This is a genomic window from Streptomyces sp. NPDC048415 (assembly GCF_040651675.1).
GTDB lineage: Bacteria > Actinomycetota > Actinomycetes > Streptomycetales > Streptomycetaceae > Streptomyces.
In genome coordinates this window covers 23,546-48,411 of record NZ_JBEZKJ010000023.1, presented here as the reverse complement: position 1 = coordinate 48,411, position 24,866 = coordinate 23,546, and the positions used below count along the sequence as shown (strand labels likewise).

The following is a 24,866-nucleotide window of genomic DNA, read 5'->3' as shown; positions in this document are numbered from 1 at the left end:
ACACTCGGGCGCCCTGGTGAGGTCGTCCGCATCGCTCACCTGTTCCCTTTGCGCTCACAGGTGGAGCAATGGGGCGGAATTTGGCCCCACCGGGGGCAGGCGTCGCCATTCGCCGTGTCACACGCTGGCTAGGACAGGAACCATGAAGCGCGATTCCGCGTTCGCATCGGGCCCTTCGTCGTAAGGCCGAGAGCGGGAGAGCCGAAGACTTCGCGGAAGCGCGCGACGACACACCCTCTCCCCTGCGCACAGCCGCCCCGACCGGATACGGGTGGCAGCCGAAGGAGTTCCTCATGGCCAAGGCAGTCGGAATCGATCTGGGCACCACCAACTCCGTGATCGCCGCGTGGGAGGGCGGTGAACCGACCGTCGTACCGAACGCCGAGGGCTCGCGTACGACGCCGTCCATCGTGGCCTTCGCCGAGGGCGGCGAACGTCTGGTGGGTCAGCTGGCCAGGCGCCAGGCGATCCTCAACCCCAAGGGCACCATTTACTCGGCCAAGCGGTTCATCGGCCGGCACTACGACGAGGTATCCGACGAGGCCAAGGCGGTGGCGTACGACGTCGTCGAGGGCGAGGGAGGCGTCGCGCGCTTCAAGGTGCGCGACAAGCTGTACGCGCCCGAGGAGATCAGCGCCCAGGTGCTGCGCAAGCTCGCCGACGACGCGGGCAAGCAACTCGGGGAACGGGTCACCGAGGCGGTCATCACCGTCCCCGCGTACTTCAACGACTCCCAGCGCCAGGCGACCAAGGACGCCGGCCGTATCGCGGGGCTCGAGGTACTGCGGATCATCAACGAGCCGACGGCGGCGGCGCTGGCGTACGGCATGGACAAGAAGCAGCATGAGACGGTGCTCGTCTTCGACCTCGGCGGCGGCACCTTCGACGTGAGCATCCTGGACGTCGGCGACGGGGTCGTCGAAGTGCGCTCGACGGCGGGCGACAGCCACCTCGGCGGCGACGACTTCGACCGCAGGCTCGTCGACCTGCTGGCCGACACCTTCCAGAAAGAGAACGGCATCGACGTACGCAACGATCCCCAGGCGCTGCAACGACTGTTCGAAGCCGCCGAGAAGGCCAAGACCGAGCTGAGCTCGGTGACGCAGACGCAGGTCAACCTGCCGTTCATCACCGCGGATGCCTCGGGGCCCAAGCATCTGACCGAGACGATCATGCGATCCAAGTTCGAGCAGATCACCGCCGATCTGGTCGAGCGGACCATGGAGCCGGTCAAGCAGGCGATGACCGATGCCAAGGTCAGCGAGAGCGACATCGACGAGGTCATCCTCGTCGGCGGCTCCACGCGCATACCGGCCGTGCAGAAGCTGGTACGCCGGCTGACCGGCGGCAAGGACCCGAACATGAGCGTCAACCCCGACGAGGTCGTGGCCATGGGCGCCGCGATCCAGGCGGGTGTGCTCAAGGGCGAGGTCAAGGACGTCCTACTGCTCGATGTCACTCCGCTGTCGCTGGGTGTGGAGACCCGTGGCGGCGTGATGACCAAGATCATCGAGCGGAACACCACCATTCCGGTGCGCCGCACGGAGACGTTCTCCACGGCCGAGGACAACCAGCAGGCCGTTGACGTCGTCGTGCTGCAGGGCGAGCGGGAACTCGCGGCCGACAACCGTGTGCTCGGCAGGTTCCAGCTCAAGGACATCCGCCCGGCACCGCGCGGCGAGCCGCAGATCGAGGTCATCTTCGACATCGACGCCAACGGGATCCTGAACGTCACCGCGCGTGACAAGGACACCGGCAAGGAACAGAGCATCACCATCAGCGAAGGCTCCAACCTCGACCCGGGCGAGGTGGAGCGGATGATCCAGGAGGCCGAACGCCACCGCGGCGAGGACCAGGCGCTGCGCGAGGCAGTCGACGCCCGCAACGAACTCGACGCCGTGGCCTACCAGGTGGAACGCCGGCTGAACGAGCTGGGCGACGCCGCGCCCGCGCACGAGCGGGCCCGCGCCGACATGCTGGTCGCCGACGCCCGCGACGCGGTCCAGAACGACGCGTCGCCGGAGAAGGTCAGGCCCCTGACCTCCGAGCTCCAGCAGGTGCTCGCCTCCCTCGCCTCCCATCAGGCGGGCGCGGGCCCGACCGCCCAGGAGCAGGCCGGGACCCAGGACACTGCGAGCGGCTCCGGAGGTGCCGACGACGTGATCGACGCGGAATTCGACAAGAGCTGAGGTGCGGCCATGGCCACCGGACAGGAGCCGATGACGCCCCCGGAGCAGGAGCGAACGGTCCAGAACCCGACCGCGATGCAGCCGGGCGAGGAACCGGCCGGTCAGCAGCCTGCCGCGAACCCGCCGCCGGTCGACAACCCGGCCACGCCGCAGCCGGGCGCCCCCTCCCCCGCCACGCGGCCCCCGGCGGCTGACGAGCAGTCCGCCGCCCTCGACGAACTCCACGACCGCTGGCGCCGCGCACTCGCCGACCTGGACAACCTGCGCAAGCGCCACGCGAAGGAGGTGGAGCGCGTACGCGGTGACGAGCGCGCCCGCACCGCGGCGGCCTGGCTGCCGGTCCTCGACAACCTGGAGCGGGCGCTCGCGCACGCCGACGCCGACCCCAGCCCCGTACTCAAGGGCGTCGAGGCCGTGCGCGACCAGGCGGTCGAGGTACTGCGCGCGCTGGGATACCCCCGCTACGAGGAGACCGGGGTGCCCTTCGACCCGACCCGGCACGAGGTCGTCGGCGTGGTCGACGACCCCGACGCAGAGCCGAACACCGTGGCCCAGGTCGTCAGTCCGGGCTACGGCTCGGACGGGAAGCAGCTGCGCCCCGCGTTCGTCGTGGTCAGCAAGCGGCAGGAGTGACGCCTCATGGCACGCGACTACTACGACGTGCTCGGAGTGGGGCGGAACGCGAGCTCCGAGGAGATCCAGCAGGCCTTCCGCAAGCTGGCCCGCAAGCACCACCCCGACATCAACAGGGACCCGGGGGCCGAGGAGCGCTTCAAGGAGATCAACGACGCCTACAGCGTGCTGTCCGACCCCAAGACACGACAGCGCTACGACCGCTTCGGTGAGAACTTCCGGCAGGTCCCGGAGGACTACGACGAGCGGGTGGCCGCCGGTGCGGGCGCCCGGGGCGGCTGGGGTGGAGGAGGCGGCGGAGGCGGCCGGGTCCGCTTCCGTACCGACGAGGGTGTCGACTTCGACGGCTCCGGCATCGACTTCGAGGACCTGTTCGGCGGGATCTTCGGACGCGGGGGCGGAGGCAGGGGCAGGGGGCCGGTCCCCGGCGCCGACCAGGAGGCCGAGATCCAGCTCGGCGTCGAGGAGGCGTACCGGGGCGGCAAGCGCAGCATCACCCTGGGCGGCCCCGACGGCCAGCGCAGCTACGACGTGAACATCCCGCGCGGCGTGGTCGACGGACAGCGCATCCGGCTCGCCGGCGAGGGCGGCCGGGGCGGCGGCGACGCACCCTCCGGTGACCTGTACCTGCGCGTACGGATCAAACCCGACGGGCGTTTCCGCCTGGAGGGCCGGGACATCCATGTCGTCGCCCCGGTGACGCCGTGGGAGGCGGCGCTCGGCGCGACCGTACCTGTGCCCACCCCCGGCGGCACGGCCAAGGTGACGGTCCCCGCTGGCTCGTCCAGCGGACGCCGGCTGCGGCTGCGCGGCGAGGGCATGCCCAACCCCCGCGGCCAGAACGGGGACTTGTACGCCGAGATCCGCATCATGGTGCCGCCCGAGCCCACCGCACGCGAGCGTGAGCTCTTCGAGGAGCTGGCCGCCGTTTCCGCCTTCGACCCGAGGAGGTCCCGATGACGACTGCCCCCGGTCCCGGCGGCAAGAACCGCCGGACGACAGCGCCGCAGGCCCGGCGCGGCCTGAACGTCATGGTCCGCGCGGGCACGCTCGCGCCGGTCCGCCGCCTCGGCCTCGGCGTCGTCGCCCAGCGCTCCGGCCTCCATCCGGACCTCGTTCGGCGGTTCGTCGCGCTAGGTCTCCTCGACGCCACCCGCGACGCCGCGGGGCGGCTGTGGTTCGAGCCGTCCGCTCCCGCCACCCTCGCCCGCATCCAGCGACTACGGGCCACGCTGCCCCTCAATTACGCCTCCCTGGGTCTGGTGCTCGATCTGCTCGACCGGATCAGCGAGTTGGAGGCGGCCCTCAGGCGCAGCAACGCAGGCTCCAGGAGTGATGAATCGTGGATATGAACCGGCTCACCCAGAAGTCCCAGGAAGCGCTGCAGGAAGCGCAGACGATCGCCGGCCGGCTGCACCAGACCGAGGTCGACGGCGAGCATCTGCTGCTCGCCCTCCTCGACCAGCCGGAGGGCCTGATAGCGCGCCTGGTCGACCAGACGGGCGCCGACACCGATGCCCTGCGCTCCGCGCTCACCGCCGAACTGGGCCGCAGGCCCAAGGTGACCGGCCCCGGCGCCACCCCCGGTCAGGTGTACGTCACCCAGCGGCTGGCCGGGGTGCTGGACGCGGCCGAGCGGGAGGCCAAGCGGCTCAAGGACGAGTATGTGTCCGTGGAACACCTGCTTCTGGCGCTGGCCGACGAGGGCTCGGCGACCGTGGCCGGACGCCTGCTCAAGGAGCACGGCGTCACCAAGGACGCGTTCCTGTCGGCACTGACCCGGATCCGCGGCAACCAGCGCGTCACCTCCGCGACGCCCGAGGCGTCGTACGAGGCACTGGAGAAGTACGGCCGTGATCTGGTCGCCGAGGCGCGCGGCGGCAAGATGGACCCGGTGATCGGCCGGGACGCGGAGATCCGCCGTGTCATCCAGATTCTGAGCCGCAAGACGAAGAACAACCCTGTCCTCATCGGTGACCCGGGCGTCGGCAAGACGGCCATCGTGGAAGGGCTCGCTCAGCGCATCGTGCGTGGCGATGTGCCCGACGGGCTGCGCGACCGGACGATCTTCTCGCTGGACATGAGTTCGCTGGTGGCGGGCGCCAAGTACCGCGGTGAGTTCGAGGAGCGTCTGCAGGCCGTGCTGAGCGAGGTCAAGGCGGGCGAGGGGCGCATCCTGCTCTTCGTCGACGAACTGCACACGGTCGTCGGCGCGGGCGGCGGCGCCGAGGGCGCGATGGACGCCGGGAACATGCTCAAGCCCATGCTGGCCCGCGGCGAGCTGCACATGATCGGCGCGACCACCCTGGAGGAGTACCGCAAGTACGTCGAGTCCGATGCCGCGCTCGAACGCCGCTTCCAGCAGGTTCTGGTCGACGAGCCGAGCGTCGAGGACACCGTGTCCATCCTGCGCGGGCTGCGCGAACGCCTCGAGGTGTTCCACGGCGTGAAGATCCAGGACACCGCGCTGGTCGCGGCGGCAACCCTCAGCCACCGCTACATCTCCGACCGGTTCCTGCCGGACAAGGCCATCGACTTGGTCGACGAGGCGTGCGCGCGGCTGCGCACAGAGATCGACTCCATGCCGGCCGAACTCGACGAGATCAGCCGCCGGGTGACCCGCCTGGAGATCGAGGAGGCCGCGCTCGCCAAGGAGACGGACACCGCCAGCGCCAAGCGACTTGAGGAGCTGCGCCGCGAACTGTCCGATCTGCGCGCCGAGTCCGACGCCATGCACGCACAGTGGGACGCCGAACGCCAGGCCATCCGCCGGGTGCAGGACCTGCGCCAGGAGCTGGAGCAGGTGCGGCAGGAGGCCGAGGAGGCGGAACGCGCCTACGACCTCAACCGTGCCGCCGAACTGCGCTACGGCACACTCACCGAACTCGAACGCCGGCTGGCGTCCGAGGAGGAGAGGCTCGACTCCAAGCAGGGCGAGAACCGGCTGCTGCGTGAGGTCGTGACCGAGGACGAGATCGCGGAGATCGTCGCGGCCTGGACCGGCATCCCGGTCACCCGCCTCCAGGAGGGCGAGCGCGAGAAGCTGCTGCGGCTCGACGAGATCCTCACCGAGCGGGTGGTCGGACAGGACGAGGCGGTCAAGCTGGTCACCGACGCCATCATCCGGGCCCGCTCCGGCATCCGCGACCCGCGTCGGCCCATCGGCTCGTTCATCTTCCTCGGCCCCACCGGCGTCGGAAAGACCGAGCTGGCCAAGACGCTCGCCGCGGCGCTCTTCGACTCCGAGGAGAACATGGTCCGTCTGGACATGAGCGAGTACCAGGAACGGCACACCGTCAGCAGACTGATGGGAGCGCCTCCCGGGTACGTCGGCTACGAGGAGGGCGGCCAGCTCACCGAGGCGGTGCGCCGCAAGCCGTACTCCGTGGTGCTGTTCGACGAGGTCGAGAAGGCGCACGCCGATGTGTTCAACACCCTTCTCCAGGTGCTCGACGACGGCCGCATCACGGATGCCCAGGGCCGCACCGTCGACTTCCGCAACACCGTGGTCATCATGACCTCCAACATCGGTTCGGCTCACCTGCTCGACGGGGTGACCGCCGACGGCGAGATCAAGCCCGACGCGCGGGCCCTGGTCATGGGCGAGCTGCAGAGTCACTTCCGGCCGGAGTTCCTCAACCGGGTCGACGACATCGTGCTGTTCAAGCCGCTGGGCCTCGCCCAGATCGAGCACATCGTGGAGCTGCAGTTCACCGACCTGCGCAAGCGCCTGGCCGAACGGCAGATCACCGTCGAACTCACCCAAGCCGCCCGCCAACTCATCGCCCAGCAGGGCTTCGACCCCGTGTACGGAGCGCGGCCCCTGCGCCGTTACATCTCGCACGAGGTCGAGACGCTGGTCGGCCGGGCGCTGATCCGCGGTGACGTCCAGGACGGCTCGGCGATCAAGGTCGACGCGCAGAACGGCGAACTGGTCGTCACCTACGGTGAATCGTCCCGGCCGGACGTACGAAAGGCCGCGTGAGTCCGGTGGCAGGCAGCCAGAGCAGAACGATCGCCTGCGACCAGTGCGGCCGCAAGAACCGGGTCCCGGCAGCGGCCGAGGGCACCCCCCGCTGCGGCAACTGCCGAGCCCCGCTGCCCTGGATCACCGACGCCGGAGACCAGGACTTCGCGGAGGTCGCCGAGCAGGCCAAGCCGTACGTCCTCGTCGACCTGTGGGCCACCTGGTGCGGGCCGTGCCGGATGGTCAGCCCCGCACTGGAGCAGGTGGCCCATCAGCTCGCCGGGCGGGTCAAGTTGGTCAAGGTCGACATCGATCAGAATCCGCGGCTCGCTCAGCGGTTCCAGGTACAGGCCGTGCCGACCCTGCTGCTGCTCGAGAAGGGAGAGGTGATTTCCCGCAAGACCGGTGCGGCGCCCGCTCCCGCGCTGCGGCAGTGGGTCGAGGAGAGTTTGGCGGCCCGACGGTGAACTTCCGCGTCGCATCGGCCGACGCCGTCGAGGAGGCCACGGTCTGATGTGTGCCGCCGAGCCCCGGGAGACGGTGCGCGAGACTCCGGACCACCACGGGGCCCATCCCCGGCTGTCGCCGGAACAGATCGAGGCGCTGGCCCGGCACGGCGAGCGGCGCGCCACCCGGCAGGAGGAGGTGCTGTTCCGGCAGGGCGAACCGTTCGAGGAGTTCCTCGTGGTCCTCAGCGGGCTGGTCGAGGTCGTGCACGACTACGGCGATCCTCTGGAGCGCACGGTGGCCGTCCATGGTCCGGGGAGGTTTCTCGGTGAACTCGGCCTGCTGGAGGGCCAGCCGGCCTTCAACAGCGCGATCGTCCGCGAGCCCGGGGAGGTGCTCGCCGTCCCCGTGGAGCGCCAGCGCGCGCTGGTCGCCCGCGATCCTGTTCTCGGGGATCTCGTGCTGCGCGCCTATCTTGGCCGCCGTTCGCTGCTCATCGGTCTCGGCGCGGGCTTCAGGATCCTCGGCTCGCGCTACTCGCCGGACACCGTACGGTTGCGGGAGTTCGCCGCGCGCAACCGGCTGCCGCACCGCTGGGTCGACCTGGAGCGGGACGAGGAGGCGGAGGCGCTGCTGCGCCGCTTCGGCATACGTCCCGAGGAGACCCCCGTGGTCATCTGGCAGGGACGGCAGGTCCTGCGCAACCCCGGCAACGCGGAGCTCGCCCGGCTGACCGGCCTGGCCGCGCCCCAGCCCGACGGCACCTCGTGCGATCTGCTGGTGATCGGTGCGGGCCCGGCCGGACTCGCCGCCGCCGTCTACGGAGCGTCCGACGGCCTCAGCACCGTGACCGTGGACGCCCTGGCCACCGGAGGCCAGGCCGGTACGTCTTCGCGCATCGAGAACTATCTGGGGTTCCCGTCCGGGATCTCCGGGGCCGAACTCGTCGAACGGTCGGTGCTCCAAGCCCACAAGTTCGGCGCCCGGATCACCGTGCCCGCCCAGGCCACCGCTCTCGCGGCACGCGACGGCCATTACGCCGTCTCCTTCACGGACGGCACGGAAACGAAGGCAGGCGCTGTCGTCCTGGCGTCGGGAGCGCGCTACCGCCGGCTCGACGTGCCGGGCATCGCGCCTCTCGAGGGCTCCAGCGTGTACTACGCCGCCACACTTCACGAGGCCAATCTGTGCCGGATGGATCCCGTGGCGGTGGTGGGCGGCGGCAACTCGGCCGGGCAGGGAGCGACGTTCCTCGCCGGCCACTCCCCCAAGGTGTATCTGCTCGTCCGCGGCGGCGACCTCGGCAAGGACATGTCGCGCTACCTGGTCGACCAGGTGGAACGCCACCCGAGGATCGAGGTCCTCCTGCACACCGAGGTTCACCGGGTGGTGGGCGAGGGCGTGCTGCGGGCGCTGGTCGTCCACGACAACGTCACCGGCGACACTCGCGAGTTGACGGCACGCGCCCTCTTCGTCTTCATCGGCGCCCGGCCGCACACCGAGTGGCTCGAGGAGATGGTCGCTCTCGACGCACGGGGGTTCGTCCTCACCGGCCCGGACGCCCGGGCGGCATCGGACGAGGACCGCTGGGGCTCGCTCGGCCGCGGCCCGCTGATGCTGGAGACCACGCTGCCGGGAGTCTTCGCCGCGGGGGACGTCAGGAGCGGATCGGTCAAGCGGGTGGCCTCCGCGGTGGGCGAGGGTGCCATGGCCGTACGGCTCGTGCACGAACACCTGGCGGAGGAAGGCAACTTGGTCCGAGAGGCAGCGGGGAGCACGCGTACCCCGTGACGTGGGGCGGCACACGGGCGCCTAACCTTGCGGGATGCCTCGACTCGAACGCCTTCGCCTCGACCACGCTCCTTCTCTACTCGCGTTCGAGCGGGAGAACCGGAGTTACTTCGCCGCGTCGATTCCCGACCGCGGCGACGCCTACTTCGCGGACTTCGACGCACGCCACCATGAACTGCTGGCGGAACAGACGGCGGGGCTGCACCACTTCCATGTGCTGGTGGACAGCGCCGGGGCGGTGCTCGGGCGGGTCAACTTGATCGATGTGGCGGACGGTTTCGCCGAACTCGGTTACCGGATCGCCGAGCACGCCGCGGGGCGGGGACTCGCCACCGCCGCCGTGCGGGAGGTCTGCGCCCTGGCCTTTTCGGAGTACGGCCTGAGCACCCTGCGGGCCAGAACGACACGCGACAACGCCGGTTCGCGCGCCGTTTTGGCCCGTACGGGGTTCCTGCCCGCCGGGGACATCGAACTGAGCGGCCGCCCGGGTCTTCGCTTCGTCCGGGACCTGTCCGACACCGACAAGGCGGTGCCGGAGGGTGCGCGCGTCCTCAGGGAATCGGTTCGACGGAGGGATTGATGGGCGACTGGTAGGCGCCGCTGGCCAGCATGCGTATCTCCCCCGCCGGGCTGATCTCGGCACGGAGGATGCCGGTGGGATCGCAGTACACCGGATTGCCGCCCGGTCCGAGGGCGTCGGTCCTCTCGACGACCACCTCGTCCGTCACCACGCTGGTACCGCGCGATCCGGGATGGGTGAAGGTCAGCCGGTATCGGTCCTGGGTTTTCATGACGACCTCCCGCGCTCGAGCCACAAATGCGGGTGAATGTGGCGAATAGGCCTTCCTCCATCATGCGGCCAGATGCCCGCGACGGCAGCACCGCCGACCGCACCGCACAGAACCGATCGGGCCTGCGGGCGGAACCGACCACGCTCACCATGCGTGACGCCCCTCGCCTCCCGGCGCCAGGCAGTGTAGACATAGGCACATGGTCGGACTATTGGGTCGATCCCGGGCTCAGTCGACCCGCCGCCTCAGCACACCGCTCCATCAGCGTGGGTCACACGAAGGCAAGCACCGTCGCGGCCCGGCCGCCGGGCCTCGTTCCGCGCTGGGCGGGCGCAGCGTCGCCGGACAGGTGTTCGTCCTGCAAGTGGTGATCGTCCTGCTCCTGGTGGTGTCCGCGGTCGTGGCCCTGGTGCTGCAAGTAGGCCACGACAGCACTCAGGAGGCCCGCAACCGTTCACTCGCCGTCGCCGAGACGTTCGCCAACGCTCCGGGCACCCGCGAGGCGCTCAGCGCCCCGGACCCCACGGCCGTGCTCCAGCCCCGCGCCGAGGCCGCCCGCAAGGCGTCGCAGGTCGACTTCATCGTCGTGATGAACACCGACGGAATCCGCTACACCCACCCCAAGCCGGACCGGATCGGCAAGAAGTTCGTCGGAACCATCGCGCCCGCGCTGGCCGGACACCCGATCGTCGAGGAGATCAACGGAACCATCGGGCCACTGGTGCAGGCCACGGTCCCCATCAAGGCGCCCGACGGCAAGGTCGTGGGCCTGGTCTCGGCCGGCATCACCACCGCCAACGTGGGCGGCGTGGCGGACCGGCAGCTACCGCTCCTGCTGACCGCCGCGGGCGTCGCGCTGGCCCTCGCCACGGCCGGTACGGCCCTTGTCAGCCGGCGGCTGCTGCGCCAGACGCGCGGGCTTGGACCGTACGAGATGACCCGTATGTACGAGCACCATGACGCGGTGCTGCACGCCGTCCGGGAGGGCGTGATCATCGTCAGTGGCGAGGGGCGGCTGCTGCTCGCCAACGACGAGGCGAACCGACTGCTGGATCTGCCCCACGACGCCGAGGGCCGGCATGTCCTCGAGCTCGGCCTCGACTCGGACACCGCCGACCTGCTGACCTCCGGACGCGTCGCCACCGACGAGGTGCACCTGGTCGGAGACCAGCTACTGGCCGTCAACCAGCGGCCGACAGGCCTGCGGGGCGGCCCGCCCGGCAGCGTCGCCACACTCCGCGACTCGACCGAACTGCGCGCCCTCTCCGGCCGCGCCGACGTGGCACGGGAGCGACTCAAACTGCTGTACGACGCAGGGGTGGGCATCGGCACGAGCCTGGACGTGACCCGTACCGCCCAGGAACTGGCGGAGGTCGCCGTGCCCCGGTTCGCGGACTTCGTCACCGTGGACCTGGCCGACGCCGTGCTGAACGGGCAGGAACCGGACGCGGGCACCGGTCTGCGCCGCACGGCGTCCGGCGGAATCCGGGGGGACGCCCCGCTGTATCCCGTGGGCGAGCACATCGGATTCGTCCCCACGTCGCCCCAGGCCCACAGCATGCGCACCGGACAGGCCGTCGTCGAGCCCGACCTCGGCGGGGCCCCGGGCTGGCTGGCACAGGATGTCCAGCGCACCGCACGGGTCGTGGACTTCGGAATCCACTCGCTGATCACCGTCCCCTTGCGGGTGGGCCCGCTGGTGATGGGCGTGGTCAACTTCTGGCGCTCCGAGAAGCAGGACCCCTTCGACCTGGAGGATCTCGCCCTCGCCGAGGAGCTGGTCGCGCGCGCGGCGGTCTCCATCGACAACGCGCGCCGCTACACCCGCGAGCACACCATGGCCGTGACACTGCAGCGCAGTCTGCTGCCGCGCAACCTGCCCGCGCAGAGCGCCCTGGACATCGCCTACCGCTACCTTCCCGCGCAGGCGGGAGTGGGCGGGGACTGGTTCGACGTACTGCCGCTGCCCGGCGCTCGGGTCGCGGTAGTCGTGGGCGATGTGGTGGGCCACGGGCTGCTCGCGGCGGCGACCATGGGTCGCCTGCGTACCGCGGTCCACAACTTCTCCGCCCTGGACCTGCCGCCCGACGAGCTGCTCGGGCTCCTGGACGAGCTGGTCGGCCGTATCGACCAGGACGAGGTGCCGGAGGGCAGCACCGCCGCCGTCACCGGCGCCACCTGCCTGTACGCCATCTACGACCCGGCCACCCGGCGCTGCGCCGTCGCCCGCGCCGGGCACCCGCCGCCCGCGGTGGTCCGTCCCGACGGGAGCGTCGAGTTCCCCGAGGTGCCCGCGGGTCCGCCGCTCGGGCTTGGCGGGCTCCCGTTCGAGACAGCCGAGCTCGAGCTGGAGGAGGGCAGCCGGCTGGTGCTCTACACGGACGGGCTCGTCGAGGACCGGGAACGCGACATCGACACCGGTCTCGAGCTGCTGCGCACCGCCCTGGCCGAGGCCGACGGTTCCCCGGAGGAGACCTGCCGGGCCGTTCTCGACGCTCTGCTCCCGGCCCGGCCGAGCGACGACATCGCCCTGATCGTCGCCCGTACCCACGCTCTCGGTGCCGACCGGATCGCCGAATGGGAGGTGCCCTCCGACCCGGCGGCCGTCGGCGAGGTGCGCGCGTCGGTGACCCGGCAGCTGGCGGAGTGGGAACTGGACGAGATGGCCTTCACCACGGAGCTGATCCTCAGTGAGCTGGTCACCAACGCGATCCGGTACGGCAGTGAACCCATCAGGGTCCGCGTGCTGCGCGACCGCAGCCTGATCTGCGAGGTCTTCGACGCCAGCAGCACCTCACCCCATCTGCGTTACGCGGCCACCACGGACGAGGGCGGGCGCGGCCTGTTCCTGGTCGCGCAGCTCGCCGAACGCTGGGGCACCCGCTACACCCCCGCCGGCAAGGTGATCTGGGCCGAGCAGCCGCTGTCCTGACGCCGACGGTCACGCCCCGCGGCTCTCCCGAACGTCCTCTTCCGGTACGAGGGGAAGCGCGCCGCCGCCTTGGAGCCGCTCCAGGTCTCGGAAGGCCGCACCTGGATGACGATCAGGGCGATCAGCGCGGCGAAAAGGGCGAAGACCGCCGCGACGACGAACGCCCCGAGATGCCGGATGTCAGTACCTGGTCGCTCCAGGGCGCCGGGAGCGTGCCCGTCCTGCGGAACTCGACCCGCTGGGCGGGGCTCGCCCGTGCCAGGAAGGAGCGGACCTGATTCGTCGCCTCGTTGCGGCTGGCCGTACACGAAGACAGTGACCAGCACGGACATCCCGCTCGATCCTCCGACCTGTGAACGCGGGCGTTCACTACGTCGACGTTAAAGCCGGAGCGCCCGGCGTCACCAATCGTTCAAGGTCGCGCTTCAGCGCGCCAGGCGGCCCAGCAATGACGAGGCGGACAGGATGCCGAGGGCCGCGGCCAGGACGAGGACGCCGTAGTCGAGGGCGAGGTGGGCGTGGGTGCCGAGCAGGAGGCCGCGCAGGGCGTCCACCTGGTAGCTCAGGGGATTGATCTTGCTGATGGTCTGGAGCCAGCCGGGCATGACGGCCACCGGATAGAGGGCGTTGGAGCCGAAGAACAGCGGCATCGTGATGGCCTGGCCGATACCCATCAGACGGTCCCGGGTGAGCACGATGCCCGCGATGGTCATCGACAGGCAGGAGAAGAACGCCGAACCGAGCACGACGGCCACCGCGACGCCCAGCAGCCGTAGCGGGTTCCAGGTCATCGCCACCCCGAGCAGCGCGGCGATGACGACCACGACCACCGCCTGGATCAGCGCCTTCACTCCGGCGGCGAAGGCCTTGCCGGTGATGAGCGCCGAGCGCGGCGTGGGGGTGACGAGGAGCTTGGTGAGGATGCCGGCGTCCCGCTCCCAGATGATCATGATGCCGTAGAAGATGGCGATGAACATCGCGGACTGGGCGATGATCCCGGGCGCGAGGTAGTCGAGGTAGGGAATGCCGCCGGTCGGTATGGCCCGGATCCGGGTGAAGGTCTCCCCGAAGATCAGCAGCCAGAGCGCGGGCTGGACCGCCCTGGTGTACAGCTCGGTGCGGTCGTGGCGGAGCTTTTGCAGCTCGACGGCGCACATCGCACCGACCCGGGCGGGCAGCACCTGCCATCCGGTACGGGCCCGGGGCGGTGTCAGGAGCAGGTCGAGGCCGGCCGGATGGACGGTGTCAGCCGACACGGGACGCGGTGCGGCGGGTGCTTCGGACATCGCTGAACTCTCCTGACTGGTCGTCGAGTCCACTGCCGGCGATGTCGCGGAAGACGTCCTCCAGCGTGGGCAGTTCACCGTTCCTGGCGCCGCCGCGCCGCTCGCCAAGACCCACCCTCAGTTCGCCGGGGGTGCCGAGCGCGCGGACGCGGCCTCGGTGCATCAGCGCGACCCGGTCGCAGTACTGGTCGGCCTCGTCCATGTAGTGGGTCGTCACGAGGACGGTCATGCCGGTGGCGGCCCGTACGGCGTTGATGTGCTCCCACACGCTCGTCCGGGCGATCGGGTCGAGGCCGATGGTCGGCTCGTCGAGGATCAGCAGCCGGGGCGCGCTCACCAGCGCCTGGGCCAGCTCGAGGCGGCGGACCATGCCTCCGGAGTACGTCTTGGCGAGCCGGTCGGCCGCATCGGTCAGGTCGACGGCCGCGAGCGCCTGATCGACGCGCGCCGCGCGCTCCCGTCGCGAGACGTCGAAGACACGGGCGAACAGGGCGACGTTCTCCCGGCCGGTGAGCCCGGAGTCGGCGGAGAGCTGCTGCGGTACGTAGCCCAACAGGCGGCGCACCGCCATGCGTTCGCGGGTGGCGTCGTGCCCGAAGACCCCGACCATGCCGGCGGGGACCGGCAGCAGCGTGGTGATGCAGCGGATCGCCGTGGTCTTGCCGGCGCCGTTGGGCCCGAGCAGGCCGAACACCTCCCCGTCACGGACGGAGAGGTCGAGCCCGTCCACCGCGGTGGTCTCACCGAAGGCGTAGGCGAGCCCGGCGCAGGTGACGGCGTCCGTGCGGGATCCGTTCGGCGCGGTTCGCGTCCCCGCGGCCCCCGTTCCGGCGCCGGTCCCGGTGACCTGCGCGTCGTCGACCTCGCGTCCCTCCGCGGCCGTACTCCCCCGCGGGCCGGGGTCCCCCCCGTCGGTCGTGTTACGCGTCATGTCTCCTCGGCCTCCTCGTGCAGGTTCGCCGCCAGCTTGCGCAGGGCCGGAAGGGCGGCCTCCAGCGCCGCGCGGTCGGCCTCGTCGAGACGGACCACTTGGCGGCGTACGAGCGCCGCGCGCCGGCGGCGCCAGTCGCTCAGCCGCGCGTCGGCGGCCGGGGTGGGCAGCAGTCGCGCGGCCCGGCGGTCGGCCGGATCCGTCTCGCGGACCAGATAGCCGTCCCGCACCAGCTGGTTGACCAGTGTCGACACCGAATTGCCCGCCACGTAGAGGTCCTTGGCGGCCTCCGACACTCCGATACCGGGCCGGGCCACGACCAGCCTCAGCAGATCGACCTCGGCGCCCCGCAGCCGCGGGGCGGTCGTACCGCCACGCAGCCGCCGTCTGATCAGCCGCTGAAGTCCGGCCAATGTGTCGGCCAGGGCCTCGGGAAAGTTCTCCGACTCCACACTTTCGAGAATAGCTCTGTGTCAGAGGTATTACGGAAAGGGTGAGTCAAGACGTGGCAAGCAGTAGGGATGGAGAAGAGGTGCGACGCCTCTACGGCTTTCGGCCAGTGCGGTGAGGTCGGTTTCGGATCGGCGCCCGACGGTCGGTGAGGGCCCTCAGTCGATGCGCGGACACTCACGGGCTGACCGCCTCGCCGGCCGAGGTCCAGGGTTCGACGCGCCCCTCGACGGCGTCCGCCGGCCGATCGGCGACGGCCTTCGGGCGGGCGCCCTGCTCCACGGCGCGATTCACGTCCCCCTCATCTGCAACAGGTCATCACGCTCTCCCCCGGGGCCTGTTCACGACGCCCCCTGTCGCCCTGTCGTTGGACGCGGGTCTCCGGCACGGCCGTGTGTCGCGGCCGGCTCGCGAATGACGCGCTGTCCCCGGGGGCGTCAGAAACGCACGACAGCGTGAACGGTTTTGCCGTCGGGCCGGGACGACACCGTGAGTTCGCAGGACAGACGCCGCACCAAGGGCCAGCCGAAGCCGCCCTCCGCGGTCGGACCCAGGCGTCGCGGACGCGGCGGCGAGGGGTCGTCGTCGGAGACGGAGATGCCCACCCCGTTTCCGATGTCCTGCAGATCGATGCGGCACCACCGACCGCGCGCATGACGGACCGCATTCGTCACCAGTTCCGACACCACGAGGGTGATGGCCTCCACGGCCTCGCGCGGCACCTGACGCGGCAAGCCGCCGAGGAATGTCCGGACCATACGCCGGGCGCGCTCCGCCGCCTGCGGATTGCTCTCCAGCCGTGCACCAGGGACAGCGCGGGAGTTGGGGAGCCGTTCGGCGGTAGCCATCGCTTCACCTGCCTTTCCCTTGCCGTGTTTCCTTCGCCCACGCCGTGAACACCGCACCCGGTGTCCGACCGGCGCGCCGAACAGGCTGCTGCCCTTCTTCCCGCCGCGCCCGAGCCCATGCCAGGCGGCCACGCGCCTTCACACCCGGGTCACAGATATCGGCGCGCCCATGCTCAGGTGGGCTTCTCGCCGGTCTCGCAGATCTTCCTGGCGATCTCGCGCAGTTTGACGTTGTGGTCCTGGGAGGCCTTCTTGAGGACCTTGAAGGCGCTGTCCTCGGTGAGGCCGTGACGCTCCATGAGGATGCCCATGGCCTCACCGATCTCGTGGCGGGTCTCCAGGGCATGGCCGAGCTGCTGGTGGGTGCGGGCCGCGGAGAAGGCGACGGCGGCATGGGAGGCGAGGACCCAGGCCGCGCGCTGGGCCTGCTCGTCGAAGGTCCCCGGGCGGTGGGAGTACAGGTTGAGCGCGCCGAGCTCGTCGTCCTCGGTGAAGAGCAGAAAACCCATCATGCTGCCCATGCCCAGCTTCCTCAGCTCCGGGGCGAAGCGGGCCCACTGCTCGTGCGGCTGACGCAGGTCCTCGATGACGTAGAGCTGCCGTCGGTCGGTCACGGCGTCGAAGCAGGGGCCCTCGCAGAGGTCCTGCTGGATCCGGTCCGCCATCCGCACCACGTCGCTGGTCGCCGCCAGGGCACGGACCTCACCCCGACGCACCGTGAGAATGCCGGCCTCGTCACAGCCGTTGATCAGGACCGTCGCATGCTCCACGATGCGGTCCAAGGTGGCCTGGACGGAGTCCTGGGCCAACAGATCCCGTGCCATGTCCGCCAACGCGCCGGCGAACTTCTCCCAGACATCGCCCAACTCCTGCGCCATGTCCCACCTGCTTGTCAGTCGAAGCGCGACCGCCGTCACCCGGGCTTCCATCTTGCCACCCCGCCACCCCCGCCGCGCCGGGCGAGAAGCCGTGGCCTCCTCCTCGACCGCCGTTTCAAGCCGCCTCGGGTGGTCGCCCCACCCGGGGGCGGTGGAGTGGCCGCAGGATCTGTCCACGCCCTGGCTGTTTCACCTGTGCGATCAAGGGTGACCCGGCAGGGGATCGAAGCCCTGTGAACGACACCACCGCGACCGCAGGAGGCACACATGGACTACTGGCGCGACTCCGCGGCATGCCGCGCCGTCGACCCCGATCTGTTCTTCCCCATCGGCAACACGGGACCCGCCCTGCTGCAGATCCACGAAGCGAAGCGGATCTGCCACAGCTGCCCGGTCCGTGACGAATGCCTGCGCTGGGCGCTCGACACGGGCCAGAGCATCGGCGTCTGGGGTGGCACGAGCGAGGCCGAGCGGCGCGCCCTGGCGCGGCGCACGTCCGGCCGTCGGTCCGGGGGCGGTACGGCGTAGGCGGGCACGGCGGGGGGTTTACCCTCGCCGCGGAGCGACGTGCCCGTCTCGCGGAGCAGGGGAGGGACACCCCGCCGACGAGATCCGAGAAGGGCCCGATGGAAAACGATCCGAGCCGGGGCAGGAAGCGGACGTGTGAGGAGTTCCAGAGCCTCACCAGGACCTTCGCTGGTGAACTGCGCAACGTGACCGACGCACGCGTCGCCGCGGAGGACTACGTCCGCGCACTGGCGCGGGCGTCGCCGCCCGCGTCGGCGGAGCACGGGGACGACATTCTGCTGGTGGTCACGGAACTGGCCGCCAACACGATCCAGTACGCTCCGGGACCCTTCCAACTCCGCATACGCCCCACCTTCGACGGTGTACACGTGACACTGCGCGACAGCAATACCACCCCACCCGCGCCCCGCCCCTTCCGCCCTTCCCAGGGCGGGGGCGGCATCGGCTGGCACCTCATCCAAGCGCTCGCCGACCAGGTCAGCGTGGTGGTGCGCCCCGACGGCAAGGACGTACACGCCTTCCTGCCCTGGTGATCTCCCTGTTCGCTCCCCTCCGGACAGGTGTCGCTTCTGTCGCCGGGGGCACACGGGACGGCTGAAGGACACGCCCGTAGGCGAATGGCGAATGAGGTGGAGCGGTGACTCCGGAGCAGGACCGAGCGACCGGCACAGGCGACGAGACGAGGGACGAGATGTCGGAGCCCTCCGCACCGGAGGAGGCCGCCTGGGAGCGGGTGCGGCGCTCGGCCACGGGGATGAGGCATCACGAGGCGAAGACCGCGACGGAAACCGCCCGGCGGATCGCTGAGGACGCTCCCCGCACCGGCCAGGACGCGGTGATCGCGCGGGCGGAGGTCGAGGAGTGGGAGCGGATCACCGAGACCCTGACCGTCCACGCGGGGTCCTACGACCCAGAAAGCGACCCCTATGTCCAAGGCCAGCTCGCCGGCCGGGCTCGTCGGTACCGGGCGCCGATTCCGCACCGGTGACCCGCCGGGCCCACCGGGACCGGGCGCCGAGCCCTCACCGGTGACGAGGCCGGACATACGCGGTGACCAGGCCCGGGCCGACGCGCCGCCCGGCCCGCGTTGTCAGTGCTCTGCGCAACAATGCCGACAGCGAGCACGTCACCGCCCCGGGTGGTACGTGATCGACCCTCTCCGTCGAAAGGCCTCACGCACATGACGCCCACCCTCCACCACGGCGCCGTGCCGCGAGCGCTGAACGGAGGCCGTTGACGATGCTCCGAGCCCTGCCGCGCCCGCGCACTCCGCTCAGTCCCGGCGGTGCCGAGGTCCTGCGCCTGATCACCGAGCAGCGTTTCCCCGTCTGTCTCACCGTGCACGCCAACGGGCGGCGTCGGTACGGCTATTGGCTGCCCCTGGCTCCCCGGGGCGGGCGAGGCGGCTGCTACATGGCCCTGCCCACCGACGAGTGCGACGCGCTGCACTCCGCGGGCCGGATCGTGCTGGGCGAGCCGCTGGTGGACCCGGCGAAGACCACGTATCCGGTACGGGCCGCCGCGCGAGGTGCGGCTACGGCCCCGCACGCCCTGACGGCATGATCCCGATCGGCGGCGCGGCAGCTTCAGCCCGTGGTGCGAGGTGACAGCGGCACCACAGCCGTGATCCGCTTTCCTCCGGCGCGCAGCTTCGAGATGACGATGTCGCTGGCGAGGCGGCAGACGATCATCCATCCGTTGCCTCCGACCCGGATGCGCCCGATGTCATCGGTCCGCGGTGTCTCGACGGGCAGGTCGTCGCTTCGGTCGCTCACGGACAGGCGTACCTCCCCATCGGTCGGCGTCACCTCGAAGTCGGTGACACCGCCGCCGTGGAGCATGGCGTTGGTGGTCAGTTCCGACGCCACCAGAAGAGCGTCGCTGACGGCCTCGTCATCGTCTGCGGTGTCGCGCCCGCGGGCTCGTCCTTCGAGGGCGCGCCGGACCGCCTGGCGTACTTCGACGGGGCTGCTCGGCCCGGGCGAGCACATCTGGATCTCGGTGGAGGGCGTCCCGCGCTCCGCGCGCATCCTTCGCTCCTCTTCCTCGCTTCCCCCGAAATGAGACAGGGCCCGCCGCGAAATCGCACAGCGGGCCCTGAGGAATTGACTGTCGTCAATGCTTGAAGACGTCCTTGGTCTTTTCCTTGGCCTGACGGGCGTCACCCTTCGCCTGCTCGCCCTTTCCTTCGGCAGTCATCCGCTCGTTGCCTACCGTGCGTCCGACGGCTTCCTTGGCCTTGCCCTTGACCTGCTCCTTCTTGGCATGGCCCTTCTGGTTCTTGGCCACCGCGATTCACGTCCTCACTGCCTCGACGGTGCGATCTACCATTACGGCTCACCGTGAAAGGCCAGTCCAAACCTCATCGGCCGAGAATTCGGCGGTGCTCTCTCAAGGCAGAGAAGCATTCCTGCTGGGAAAGGGTTCCGTCCGGCGCCTTCGTACGGTCCCTCGCCGGCCGGTGACGTCAGGAGCGCGTCCGCACGGACCCAGTCGGCCGCGCCAGGGTTGGCCCAGAAGTCCCCACGGTCACTTACCGTCCAGTAATATCGCGCGGCAGGCCCCCAGAGGAGGAACCGTGCCACGGTCGGAACGCTCGCCCCTGTTGCTCGCCGGCCTGTTGGCCACGGCGGGCATCACCCACTTCGCCGCGCCCCGCCAGTACGACGAGACCATCCCGCGTGCCCTGCCGGGAACGCCACGGGCCTGGACGTACGCGAGCGGTGCCGCCGAACTGGCGCTGGCAGCCGGACTGGCGCTGCCCCGCACCCGGCGCGTCGCCGCGCTGGCCACCGCCGCCTTCTTCGTCGGTGTGTTCCCCGCCAACGTCCAGATGGCGGTGGACTGGCGCCACCGTCCCGCACCTCTCAAGACGGCGGCGCTCGCCCGCCTGCCCCTGCAGGTGCCGCTCGTCCTGTGGGCGCGCGGCGTCGCCCGGAACGCGGAGGGCCGGTCATGACGAGCCGAGTCAATGTCGGCGACACGGTCGAGGACTTCGCCCTCCCGGACGAGACCGGCACGAGCCGACAGCTGTCCGAGCTGCTCGGCGACGGGCCGGTGGTGCTGTTCTTCTATCCCGCCGCCCTCACCCCCGGCTGTACCGCCGAAGCCTGTCACTTCCGTGACCTGGCCGCCGAGTTCGCCGCCGCTGGCGCACGCCCGGTGGGGATAAGCGGTGATCCGGTCGACCGGCAGCAGGAGTTCGCCGGACGCCACACCCTCGGATTCCCCCTGCTGTCCGACACCGACGGAACCGTCCGTGAACGCTTCGGTGTCAAGCGCGGCTTCTCGCTGGCGCCCACGAAACGGGCCACGTTCGTCATCGCCCAGGACCGCACGATCCTCGAGGTGGTCCGCAGCGAACTGCGCATGAGCGCGCACGCCGACCGCGCCCTCGCCGCACTGCGCGACCACCGACCCTGACCCTCCTCGGCACGGCGCACCCACGTGAACGGGTCCCGCCCCTTCGCGGATGGTGGGCGGGCCCCGTTCACTGCGCCCCATTTTCGGTGCCCGCCACGCGCCGTGGCAGGGAGTGAGACGACGCAGGTGCACCAAGCGGTACGCGCCCCGTGTGGACGCCCTGTGTCCCGTACGCATGGCCTTCGGCCGCAGCGGTCAGGGCAACAGCCGCTGTTCTTTGGCCACCGCCACCGCGCCCGCGCGGGTGTCCACCCCGACCTTGGCAAGATCCGTCCCAGGTGGGTCTTGACGGTGGCCTCACTGATGAGCAGGGTCCGGGCGATCTCCCGGTTGCCCAGGCCACGCGCCAACTGCTCGAGGTGTCGCGCTCGCGTTCGGACAGCGCGGGGCGCGGGCCGCACAGCTGGGCCACCTACGCGGTCGGCGACCGGAGCCGACAGCGCGGTACGGCCGGACGCCGCGCCGTGGACCGCCGCGAACAGCTCCTCCGGCCTCTCGTCGACTTCACCTTCGAACGCACCGAGGGCCAGGAGCACCACGTGCTGCGGGAGGACTGCTCCTACCGCACCGAGGCCCTCGTCACGCCGGCCGAGAAGCACGGTCTGGCGGCCCGCTTCATGGCCCACTGGGAGGAAGTGCCGCACGGCCAGTCCAAGATCCGTGTCATCCGCCGCGATGCGCCCTGCCCGGCGCCGGGCTCAACGGTCATGCTGGACTTGGACGAGCCGACAGCACGATCAACGGAGCGCACATGACGGAGCAGGTCACACGTCTCGAAGTGATGCCGGTCGCCGGACACATCGGCGCCGAGATCACGGGAGTCGATCTGGCCGAGGAGCTGGAGGACGCGGTCGTCGCCCGGATCCGGGCGGCGGTGCTGCGCTGGAAGGTCGTGTTCTTCCGGGAGCAGCGGCTGGATCACGCCTCCCATGTGGCCTTCGCGCGGCGGTTCGGCGAACCGATCCGCCTCCGATCACGCGGCAGCGCGTCGCCCCGGGACTTCCCCGAGATCGAGACGACGGCCGACCGGCTGGAGCTGGGCGGGCGCTACGGCATGGACCACGAGGAGTGGCTGCGGCGTCGTCGCCATTCCCTGCCGCGAGGATGGCACTGCGATCACGGCGCCCGGGTCGACCCGCCGGCCGCGACCATCCTGCGCGCCGAGACCGTACCCCCGTACGGCGGCGACACGACCTGGTCCAACCTCGCCGTCGCCTACGCGGGCCTCTCAAAGCCCGTACGGGACTTCGTCGACGGTCTGCGCGCCGAGCACCGCCTGGGTGTCGGGTACCAGGCGCGGCCCGGCGACGACGCCTACGTACGCCATCTGCTGGACCATCAGATCGCCTCCGACCACCCGCTGGTACGGGTGCACCCCGAGACGGGCGAGCGGGTGCTGTTCGTCAACGGCTACTACGTCGAGCAGATCCTGGGGGTGTCCCGGCCGGAAAGCCGGGCGTTGCTGGAGATGCTGCTGGAGCAGGCCACCCGGCCCGAGTACACGGTGCGGTTCCGGTGGGAGCCCGGCAGCGTGGCCTTCTGGGACAACCGGGCCACGATCCATCTGGCGCCCAGCGACACGTCCCACCTCGAGCACCCCCGGGTCATGCACCGGGTGATGCTCGCCGGCGACGTCCCGGAGGGTGTGGACGGCAAGCCGTCGGTGCCGATCGTGGGCAGCGAACCGCGGCGCTGGTGAGCCGCGTGACCCGCCGTCAGAAGATGCCCTGGCCCGGTACCAGGATTCCGTGCGGGTCGTAGGTCTGTCTGGCCGTGGCCAGTTGGCGCCAGGCGGAGCCGAAGTGGTCGCGCCAGTCCGCGGGGCCGAAGGGCACGGAGCCGACCGGATAGTGGGTACCGCCGGCCGCGTGGACGGTGTCGTAGGCGCTGCGGTTGGCCGCGAGGAGGCGGTCGATGGTCGCCGTGTCGTCGGGCGGGGTGGTGCGCAGAACGGCCAGAAGGTAGGGCACCGGGTCCCGCGGAGTACGCAGGAGCGGGGTGTGAAGTCGCTCGCGCAGCAGTGGGTAGAGCAGGACCACGCCCGGGCCGAGGTCGGCCGCGGTGAGGTCGTCCAGCAGGGTTCCGGTGAGGGAGAGCGCCGAGCGGCCGGGCAGCAGCAGATTGAGCCAGGGGTGGGCGTACGACCAGAGCCCCGCTTCCTTCAGGGCGGCGACACCGGGGGCGAGCCGGTCGAGGAAGTCGTAGTAGGCGAGGTCGGAGGTCTGGACGGCGGACGGGTTGTGACGAAGCCCGCGCAGCAGTGCGGAGTCGTCGGGGGCGGGACCGACGGGAGGGCCGTAGGCGACGGCCTCCAGAAGGTAGCTGCGGAAGGCTCCCTCGGCGTCAGGGGTGACTTGGCCCTCGACGTAGGCGAAGCGGCCTTCCTGTACGAGCCGTCGCTGGTCGTCGAGAAACGTGCGCAGATCGTCGTACGACAGGAGGTAGTGGCGTACGGTCTCGGGCGCGGGGACCAGACGCAGGGTGGCGCCGACGATGACGGCGCACTGGCCGAGTCCGGCGAGCGCGGCGAGGAACAGGTCTCGGTGGTGTGTCGGGGAGCAGCGGACGAACTCCCCCGAGCCGGTGACGACTTGGAGTTCCGTGACGTTGTCGACCTGGGCGCCATGACGGTGCGTCTGGCCGCCGAGCCCGCCGACCGACAGGGTGCCGCCGACGGAGAGCTCGAGATAGTCGGTGAAGACGGGCGGGGTCAGATCGTGGGCCACAGCGGCCTTGGCCACGTCGCTCCACTTGGCGCCCGCCCCGACCGTGACCGTCGTACTGCGTGGTCCGATCGAACCGATGGCCGCGAGCGGCGCGGTCTCGATGACCAGGCCGCCGTCGACCTGCGCCTGACCCTGAGTGGCGTGGCCCTGTCCGCGTGGGGCGACCCGCAGCCCGTGCGCGTCGCAGAACCGGATCATCGCGACGACATCCCTGACGGATCCCGGTCGCAGGACCGCCACCGGACGGCGATGGATGATATGCCCGAAGTCGTCGGCGGCGTCATGGAGCGATGTCTCGTCGGTGTGCACGCTCCCGTCCAGCGGCGGGAGTCCGGTCAGCGGCCGGTCGGAGGCGGTGGCCGCCCAGCTCCGTGTGAACGGGTCGAACCCGATCACGGCGGCGCCGGTTGCCGCGAGACCGCGCAGTGCGGTCCGTCGCGAGGGGGTTCGGGGCATGCGCTCCTCCTGGGGCGGACGGGCCGGATGAAGCGATCAACTTCCGCTGATTCTAGGGTGATTCAGCCGCCCCCGAACAGCCGGACACGCGTCCCGATGGCGAACCCGGCACAGCGCCGGACCGTCGGCGTCAAGTTCCGCTCCGGCGTGTGTGAGCACCGCGAGCCGGCCGTGGTCAGCGAGGCCGCGGCGTTCTACCCATGCCTCAACCAGCCATCTATCTTGGTCCGAAAACGTCACGTCGACCGAGGGGGGATCTTGGCAACGCCCGCGAAGACCTTGATCGAAAGAGCGCAGTCGAAGCAAAAGCAGGTGGCCGGCAAGAAACCGGCACACCCCGACGAGATCAGCGATCTGCACGTCTCCACCAACCTGGCCCTCGCCCAAAGCAACGTCGAACTCGCGGAAGCCATCAAGGCCTCCACCGACGCGGCCGCGAAGAACAGCGGCACCATCAAGGACGCCCTGTCCAGCCTGGCCACCAAGCTCACCGACCTCGCCAAACGCTGACAGCCCATGATGGAGGCCACCACCCGTTCCGGGCGGTGGCCTCCATCATGGGGTTGCCGACTTCCCGCAGACGCGGCGCG

General features: G+C 70.5%; 26 protein-coding genes and 3 pseudogenes. 18 read left to right on the top strand and 11 right to left on the bottom strand.

Annotation, left to right across the window (positions count from 1 at the left end; translation table 11 throughout):
- Positions 1 to 293 precede the first annotated feature (293 nt).
- The 8 genes from dnaK (at position 294) to AB0D27_RS17655 (ending at position 9,607) form a co-directional block, all read left to right on the top strand.
- The gene (gene dnaK, locus AB0D27_RS17690; RefSeq protein ID WP_362508907.1) at positions 294 to 2,189 is read left to right on the top strand and encodes a molecular chaperone DnaK; all 1,896 of its coding nucleotides are present in this window, start codon (positions 294 to 296) and stop codon (positions 2,187 to 2,189) included.
- 9 nt (positions 2,190 to 2,198) lie between these two features.
- Entirely contained in the window at positions 2,199 to 2,822 is a 624-nt protein-coding gene (gene grpE, locus AB0D27_RS17685; RefSeq protein WP_362508904.1) for a nucleotide exchange factor GrpE, read from the top strand.
- A 6-nt stretch (positions 2,823 to 2,828) separates the two neighbouring features.
- Positions 2,829 to 3,782, top strand: a complete 954-nt coding sequence (locus AB0D27_RS17680; RefSeq protein WP_362508901.1) for a DnaJ C-terminal domain-containing protein — start codon at positions 2,829 to 2,831, stop codon at positions 3,780 to 3,782.
- Positions 3,783 to 3,853: 71 nt separating this feature from the next.
- A complete protein-coding gene (locus AB0D27_RS17675; RefSeq protein WP_362509078.1) occupies positions 3,854 to 4,174 on the top strand; it encodes a chaperone modulator CbpM in 321 nt (106 codons plus the stop codon).
- Positions 4,165 to 6,807 (top strand): ATP-dependent chaperone ClpB, encoded by a 2,643-nt coding sequence (clpB, locus tag AB0D27_RS17670; protein WP_362508898.1) that lies wholly within the window; start codon positions 4,165 to 4,167, stop codon positions 6,805 to 6,807. Before AB0D27_RS17675 ends, clpB begins: the two co-directional genes overlap by 10 nt.
- A 5-nt stretch (positions 6,808 to 6,812) precedes the next feature.
- The gene (gene trxA / locus AB0D27_RS17665) at positions 6,813 to 7,256 is read left to right on the top strand and encodes a thioredoxin (RefSeq protein ID WP_362509075.1); all 444 of its coding nucleotides are present in this window, start codon (positions 6,813 to 6,815) and stop codon (positions 7,254 to 7,256) included.
- Positions 7,257 to 7,302: 46 nt separating this feature from the next.
- On the top strand, positions 7,303 to 9,027 hold the full coding sequence (locus tag AB0D27_RS17660; RefSeq protein WP_362508895.1) for an FAD-dependent oxidoreductase: 1,725 nt from the start codon (positions 7,303 to 7,305) through the stop codon (positions 9,025 to 9,027).
- 34 nt (positions 9,028 to 9,061) lie between these two features.
- On the top strand, positions 9,062 to 9,607 hold the full coding sequence (locus AB0D27_RS17655; protein ID WP_362508892.1) for a GNAT family N-acetyltransferase: 546 nt from the start codon (positions 9,062 to 9,064) through the stop codon (positions 9,605 to 9,607).
- On the opposite strand, the gene AB0D27_RS17650 is transcribed toward AB0D27_RS17655, so the two are convergent.
- Entirely contained in the window at positions 9,579 to 9,818 is a 240-nt protein-coding gene (locus AB0D27_RS17650) for a DUF6296 family protein (RefSeq protein WP_362508889.1), read from the bottom strand. The two genes, AB0D27_RS17655 and AB0D27_RS17650, sit on opposite strands and share 29 nt — an antisense overlap.
- Before the next feature lie 199 nt (positions 9,819 to 10,017).
- Between AB0D27_RS17650 and AB0D27_RS17645 the strand changes: the two genes are divergently transcribed.
- Positions 10,018 to 12,750, top strand: coding sequence for a SpoIIE family protein phosphatase (locus AB0D27_RS17645; protein ID WP_362508886.1), 2,733 nt, complete (start codon positions 10,018 to 10,020; stop codon positions 12,748 to 12,750).
- Positions 12,751 to 12,759: 9 nt separating this feature from the next.
- Here AB0D27_RS17645 and AB0D27_RS17640 read toward each other — a convergent pair.
- The 6 genes and pseudogenes from AB0D27_RS17640 to AB0D27_RS17615 all read right to left on the bottom strand — a co-directional run.
- A pseudogene (locus tag AB0D27_RS17640) lies at positions 12,760 to 13,103 on the bottom strand (MFS transporter); the annotation flags it as partial.
- Between the two features lie 72 nt (positions 13,104 to 13,175).
- Positions 13,176 to 14,036, bottom strand: coding sequence for an ABC transporter permease (locus AB0D27_RS17635; protein WP_362508884.1), 861 nt, complete (start codon positions 14,034 to 14,036; stop codon positions 13,176 to 13,178).
- Positions 13,996 to 14,967 carry an ATP-binding cassette domain-containing protein gene (locus AB0D27_RS17630; RefSeq protein WP_362508881.1) on the bottom strand — a complete coding sequence of 324 codons (972 nt, stop codon included), beginning with the start codon at positions 14,965 to 14,967 and terminating at the stop codon, positions 13,996 to 13,998. Before AB0D27_RS17630 ends, AB0D27_RS17635 begins: the two co-directional genes overlap by 41 nt.
- Complete coding sequence (locus AB0D27_RS17625) at positions 14,964 to 15,419, bottom strand: MarR family winged helix-turn-helix transcriptional regulator (protein ID WP_362508878.1); 456 nt, start codon at positions 15,417 to 15,419, stop codon at positions 14,964 to 14,966. The genes AB0D27_RS17630 and AB0D27_RS17625 overlap by 4 nt, the downstream gene beginning before the upstream one ends.
- A 435-nt stretch (positions 15,420 to 15,854) precedes the next feature.
- On the bottom strand, positions 15,855 to 16,397 hold the full coding sequence (locus AB0D27_RS17620; RefSeq protein ID WP_362508875.1) for an ATP-binding protein: 543 nt from the start codon (positions 16,395 to 16,397) through the stop codon (positions 15,855 to 15,857).
- A 41-nt stretch (positions 16,398 to 16,438) separates the two neighbouring features.
- Positions 16,439 to 17,143: a GAF and ANTAR domain-containing protein gene (locus AB0D27_RS17615; protein WP_362508872.1), complete on the bottom strand. Its 705-nt coding sequence runs from the start codon at positions 17,141 to 17,143 to the stop codon at positions 16,439 to 16,441.
- Positions 17,144 to 17,410: 267 nt separating this feature from the next.
- On the opposite strand from AB0D27_RS17615, the gene AB0D27_RS17610 reads away from it, so the two are divergent.
- The 4 genes from AB0D27_RS17610 to AB0D27_RS17595 all read left to right on the top strand — a co-directional run bounded on the left by AB0D27_RS17610 (position 17,411) and on the right by AB0D27_RS17595 (position 19,234).
- Complete coding sequence (locus AB0D27_RS17610) at positions 17,411 to 17,671, top strand: WhiB family transcriptional regulator (protein ID WP_362508869.1); 261 nt, start codon at positions 17,411 to 17,413, stop codon at positions 17,669 to 17,671.
- Between the two features lie 98 nt (positions 17,672 to 17,769).
- A complete protein-coding gene (locus AB0D27_RS17605; protein WP_362508866.1) occupies positions 17,770 to 18,204 on the top strand; it encodes an ATP-binding protein in 435 nt (144 codons plus the stop codon).
- A 104-nt stretch (positions 18,205 to 18,308) separates the two neighbouring features.
- Positions 18,309 to 18,659, top strand: coding sequence for a hypothetical protein (locus AB0D27_RS17600; protein WP_362508863.1), 351 nt, complete (start codon positions 18,309 to 18,311; stop codon positions 18,657 to 18,659).
- Positions 18,660 to 18,910: 251 nt separating this feature from the next.
- Positions 18,911 to 19,234 carry a hypothetical protein gene (locus AB0D27_RS17595; RefSeq protein ID WP_362509073.1) on the top strand — a complete coding sequence of 108 codons (324 nt, stop codon included), beginning with the start codon at positions 18,911 to 18,913 and terminating at the stop codon, positions 19,232 to 19,234.
- 23 nt (positions 19,235 to 19,257) lie between these two features.
- Here the strand turns inward: AB0D27_RS17595 and AB0D27_RS17590 are convergent, their stop codons facing one another.
- Positions 19,258 to 19,701: an ATP-binding protein gene (locus AB0D27_RS17590; protein ID WP_362508860.1), complete on the bottom strand. Its 444-nt coding sequence runs from the start codon at positions 19,699 to 19,701 to the stop codon at positions 19,258 to 19,260.
- 85 nt (positions 19,702 to 19,786) lie between these two features.
- Positions 19,787 to 19,960, bottom strand: coding sequence for a CsbD family protein (locus AB0D27_RS17585; RefSeq protein ID WP_362508857.1), 174 nt, complete (start codon positions 19,958 to 19,960; stop codon positions 19,787 to 19,789).
- Positions 19,961 to 20,249: 289 nt separating this feature from the next.
- On the opposite strand from AB0D27_RS17585, the gene AB0D27_RS17580 reads away from it, so the two are divergent.
- On the top strand, positions 20,250 to 20,630 hold the full coding sequence (locus AB0D27_RS17580) for a DoxX family protein (protein WP_362508854.1): 381 nt from the start codon (positions 20,250 to 20,252) through the stop codon (positions 20,628 to 20,630).
- Complete coding sequence (locus AB0D27_RS17575) at positions 20,627 to 21,094, top strand: peroxiredoxin (RefSeq protein WP_362508851.1); 468 nt, start codon at positions 20,627 to 20,629, stop codon at positions 21,092 to 21,094. The genes AB0D27_RS17580 and AB0D27_RS17575 overlap by 4 nt, the downstream gene beginning before the upstream one ends.
- Before the next feature lie 195 nt (positions 21,095 to 21,289).
- Here the strand turns inward: AB0D27_RS17575 and AB0D27_RS17570 are convergent.
- Positions 21,290 to 21,591: pseudogene (locus AB0D27_RS17570) on the bottom strand (LuxR C-terminal-related transcriptional regulator); the annotation flags it as partial.
- Positions 21,592 to 21,594: 3 nt separating this feature from the next.
- On the opposite strand from AB0D27_RS17570, the pseudogene AB0D27_RS17565 reads away from it, so the two are divergent.
- Both AB0D27_RS17565 and AB0D27_RS17560 read left to right on the top strand, forming a co-directional pair.
- Positions 21,595 to 21,849 (top strand): annotated as a pseudogene (locus tag AB0D27_RS17565) (hypothetical protein); the annotation flags it as partial.
- Positions 21,846 to 22,793, top strand: a complete 948-nt coding sequence (locus AB0D27_RS17560; protein ID WP_362508848.1) for a TauD/TfdA family dioxygenase — start codon at positions 21,846 to 21,848, stop codon at positions 22,791 to 22,793. The pseudogene AB0D27_RS17565 and the gene AB0D27_RS17560, both read left to right, overlap by 4 nt.
- A gap of 16 nt (positions 22,794 to 22,809) precedes the next feature.
- Here the strand turns inward: AB0D27_RS17560 and AB0D27_RS17555 are convergent, their stop codons facing one another.
- Positions 22,810 to 24,276: an FAD-binding protein gene (locus AB0D27_RS17555; RefSeq protein WP_362508845.1), complete on the bottom strand. Its 1,467-nt coding sequence runs from the start codon at positions 24,274 to 24,276 to the stop codon at positions 22,810 to 22,812.
- Positions 24,277 to 24,372: 96 nt separating this feature from the next.
- Between AB0D27_RS17555 and AB0D27_RS17550 the strand changes: the two genes are divergently transcribed.
- Positions 24,373 to 24,786 carry a hypothetical protein gene (locus AB0D27_RS17550; protein ID WP_362508842.1) on the top strand — a complete coding sequence of 138 codons (414 nt, stop codon included), beginning with the start codon at positions 24,373 to 24,375 and terminating at the stop codon, positions 24,784 to 24,786.
- Positions 24,787 to 24,866 lie beyond the last annotated feature (80 nt).

What these genes read in the sequence shown, in the direction of transcription:
- AB0D27_RS17595 (WP_362509073.1), top strand. Translation starts at nt 18,911, where the DNA reads ATGCTCCGAGCCCTGCCGCGCCCGCGCACTCCGCTCAGTCCCGGCGGT.
- AB0D27_RS17610 (WP_362508869.1), top strand. Translation starts at nt 17,411, where the DNA reads ATGGACTACTGGCGCGACTCCGCGGCATGCCGCGCCGTCGACCCCGAT.
- AB0D27_RS17560 (WP_362508848.1), top strand. Translation starts at nt 21,846, where the DNA reads ATGACGGAGCAGGTCACACGTCTCGAAGTGATGCCGGTCGCCGGACAC.
- AB0D27_RS17550 (WP_362508842.1), top strand. Translation starts at nt 24,373, where the DNA reads ATGGCGAACCCGGCACAGCGCCGGACCGTCGGCGTCAAGTTCCGCTCC.
- AB0D27_RS17605 (WP_362508866.1), top strand. Translation starts at nt 17,770, where the DNA reads ATGGAAAACGATCCGAGCCGGGGCAGGAAGCGGACGTGTGAGGAGTTC.
- AB0D27_RS17575 (WP_362508851.1), top strand. Translation starts at nt 20,627, where the DNA reads ATGACGAGCCGAGTCAATGTCGGCGACACGGTCGAGGACTTCGCCCTC.
- AB0D27_RS17555 (WP_362508845.1), bottom strand. Translation starts at nt 24,276, where the DNA reads ATGCCCCGAACCCCCTCGCGACGGACCGCACTGCGCGGTCTCGCGGCA.
- dnaK (WP_362508907.1), top strand. Translation starts at nt 294, where the DNA reads ATGGCCAAGGCAGTCGGAATCGATCTGGGCACCACCAACTCCGTGATC.
- AB0D27_RS17655 (WP_362508892.1), top strand. Translation starts at nt 9,062, where the DNA reads ATGCCTCGACTCGAACGCCTTCGCCTCGACCACGCTCCTTCTCTACTC.
- AB0D27_RS17660 (WP_362508895.1), top strand. Translation starts at nt 7,303, where the DNA reads ATGTGTGCCGCCGAGCCCCGGGAGACGGTGCGCGAGACTCCGGACCAC.
- AB0D27_RS17645 (WP_362508886.1), top strand. Translation starts at nt 10,018, where the DNA reads ATGGTCGGACTATTGGGTCGATCCCGGGCTCAGTCGACCCGCCGCCTC.
- AB0D27_RS17635 (WP_362508884.1), bottom strand. Translation starts at nt 14,036, where the DNA reads ATGTCCGAAGCACCCGCCGCACCGCGTCCCGTGTCGGCTGACACCGTC.
- AB0D27_RS17650 (WP_362508889.1), bottom strand. Translation starts at nt 9,818, where the DNA reads ATGAAAACCCAGGACCGATACCGGCTGACCTTCACCCATCCCGGATCG.
- AB0D27_RS17630 (WP_362508881.1), bottom strand. Translation starts at nt 14,967, where the DNA reads ATGACGCGTAACACGACCGACGGGGGGGACCCCGGCCCGCGGGGGAGT.
- AB0D27_RS17590 (WP_362508860.1), bottom strand. Translation starts at nt 19,701, where the DNA reads ATGCGCGCGGAGCGCGGGACGCCCTCCACCGAGATCCAGATGTGCTCG.
- grpE (WP_362508904.1), top strand. Translation starts at nt 2,199, where the DNA reads ATGGCCACCGGACAGGAGCCGATGACGCCCCCGGAGCAGGAGCGAACG.
- AB0D27_RS17615 (WP_362508872.1), bottom strand. Translation starts at nt 17,143, where the DNA reads ATGGCGCAGGAGTTGGGCGATGTCTGGGAGAAGTTCGCCGGCGCGTTG.
- AB0D27_RS17675 (WP_362509078.1), top strand. Translation starts at nt 3,854, where the DNA reads ATGGTCCGCGCGGGCACGCTCGCGCCGGTCCGCCGCCTCGGCCTCGGC.
- AB0D27_RS17680 (WP_362508901.1), top strand. Translation starts at nt 2,829, where the DNA reads ATGGCACGCGACTACTACGACGTGCTCGGAGTGGGGCGGAACGCGAGC.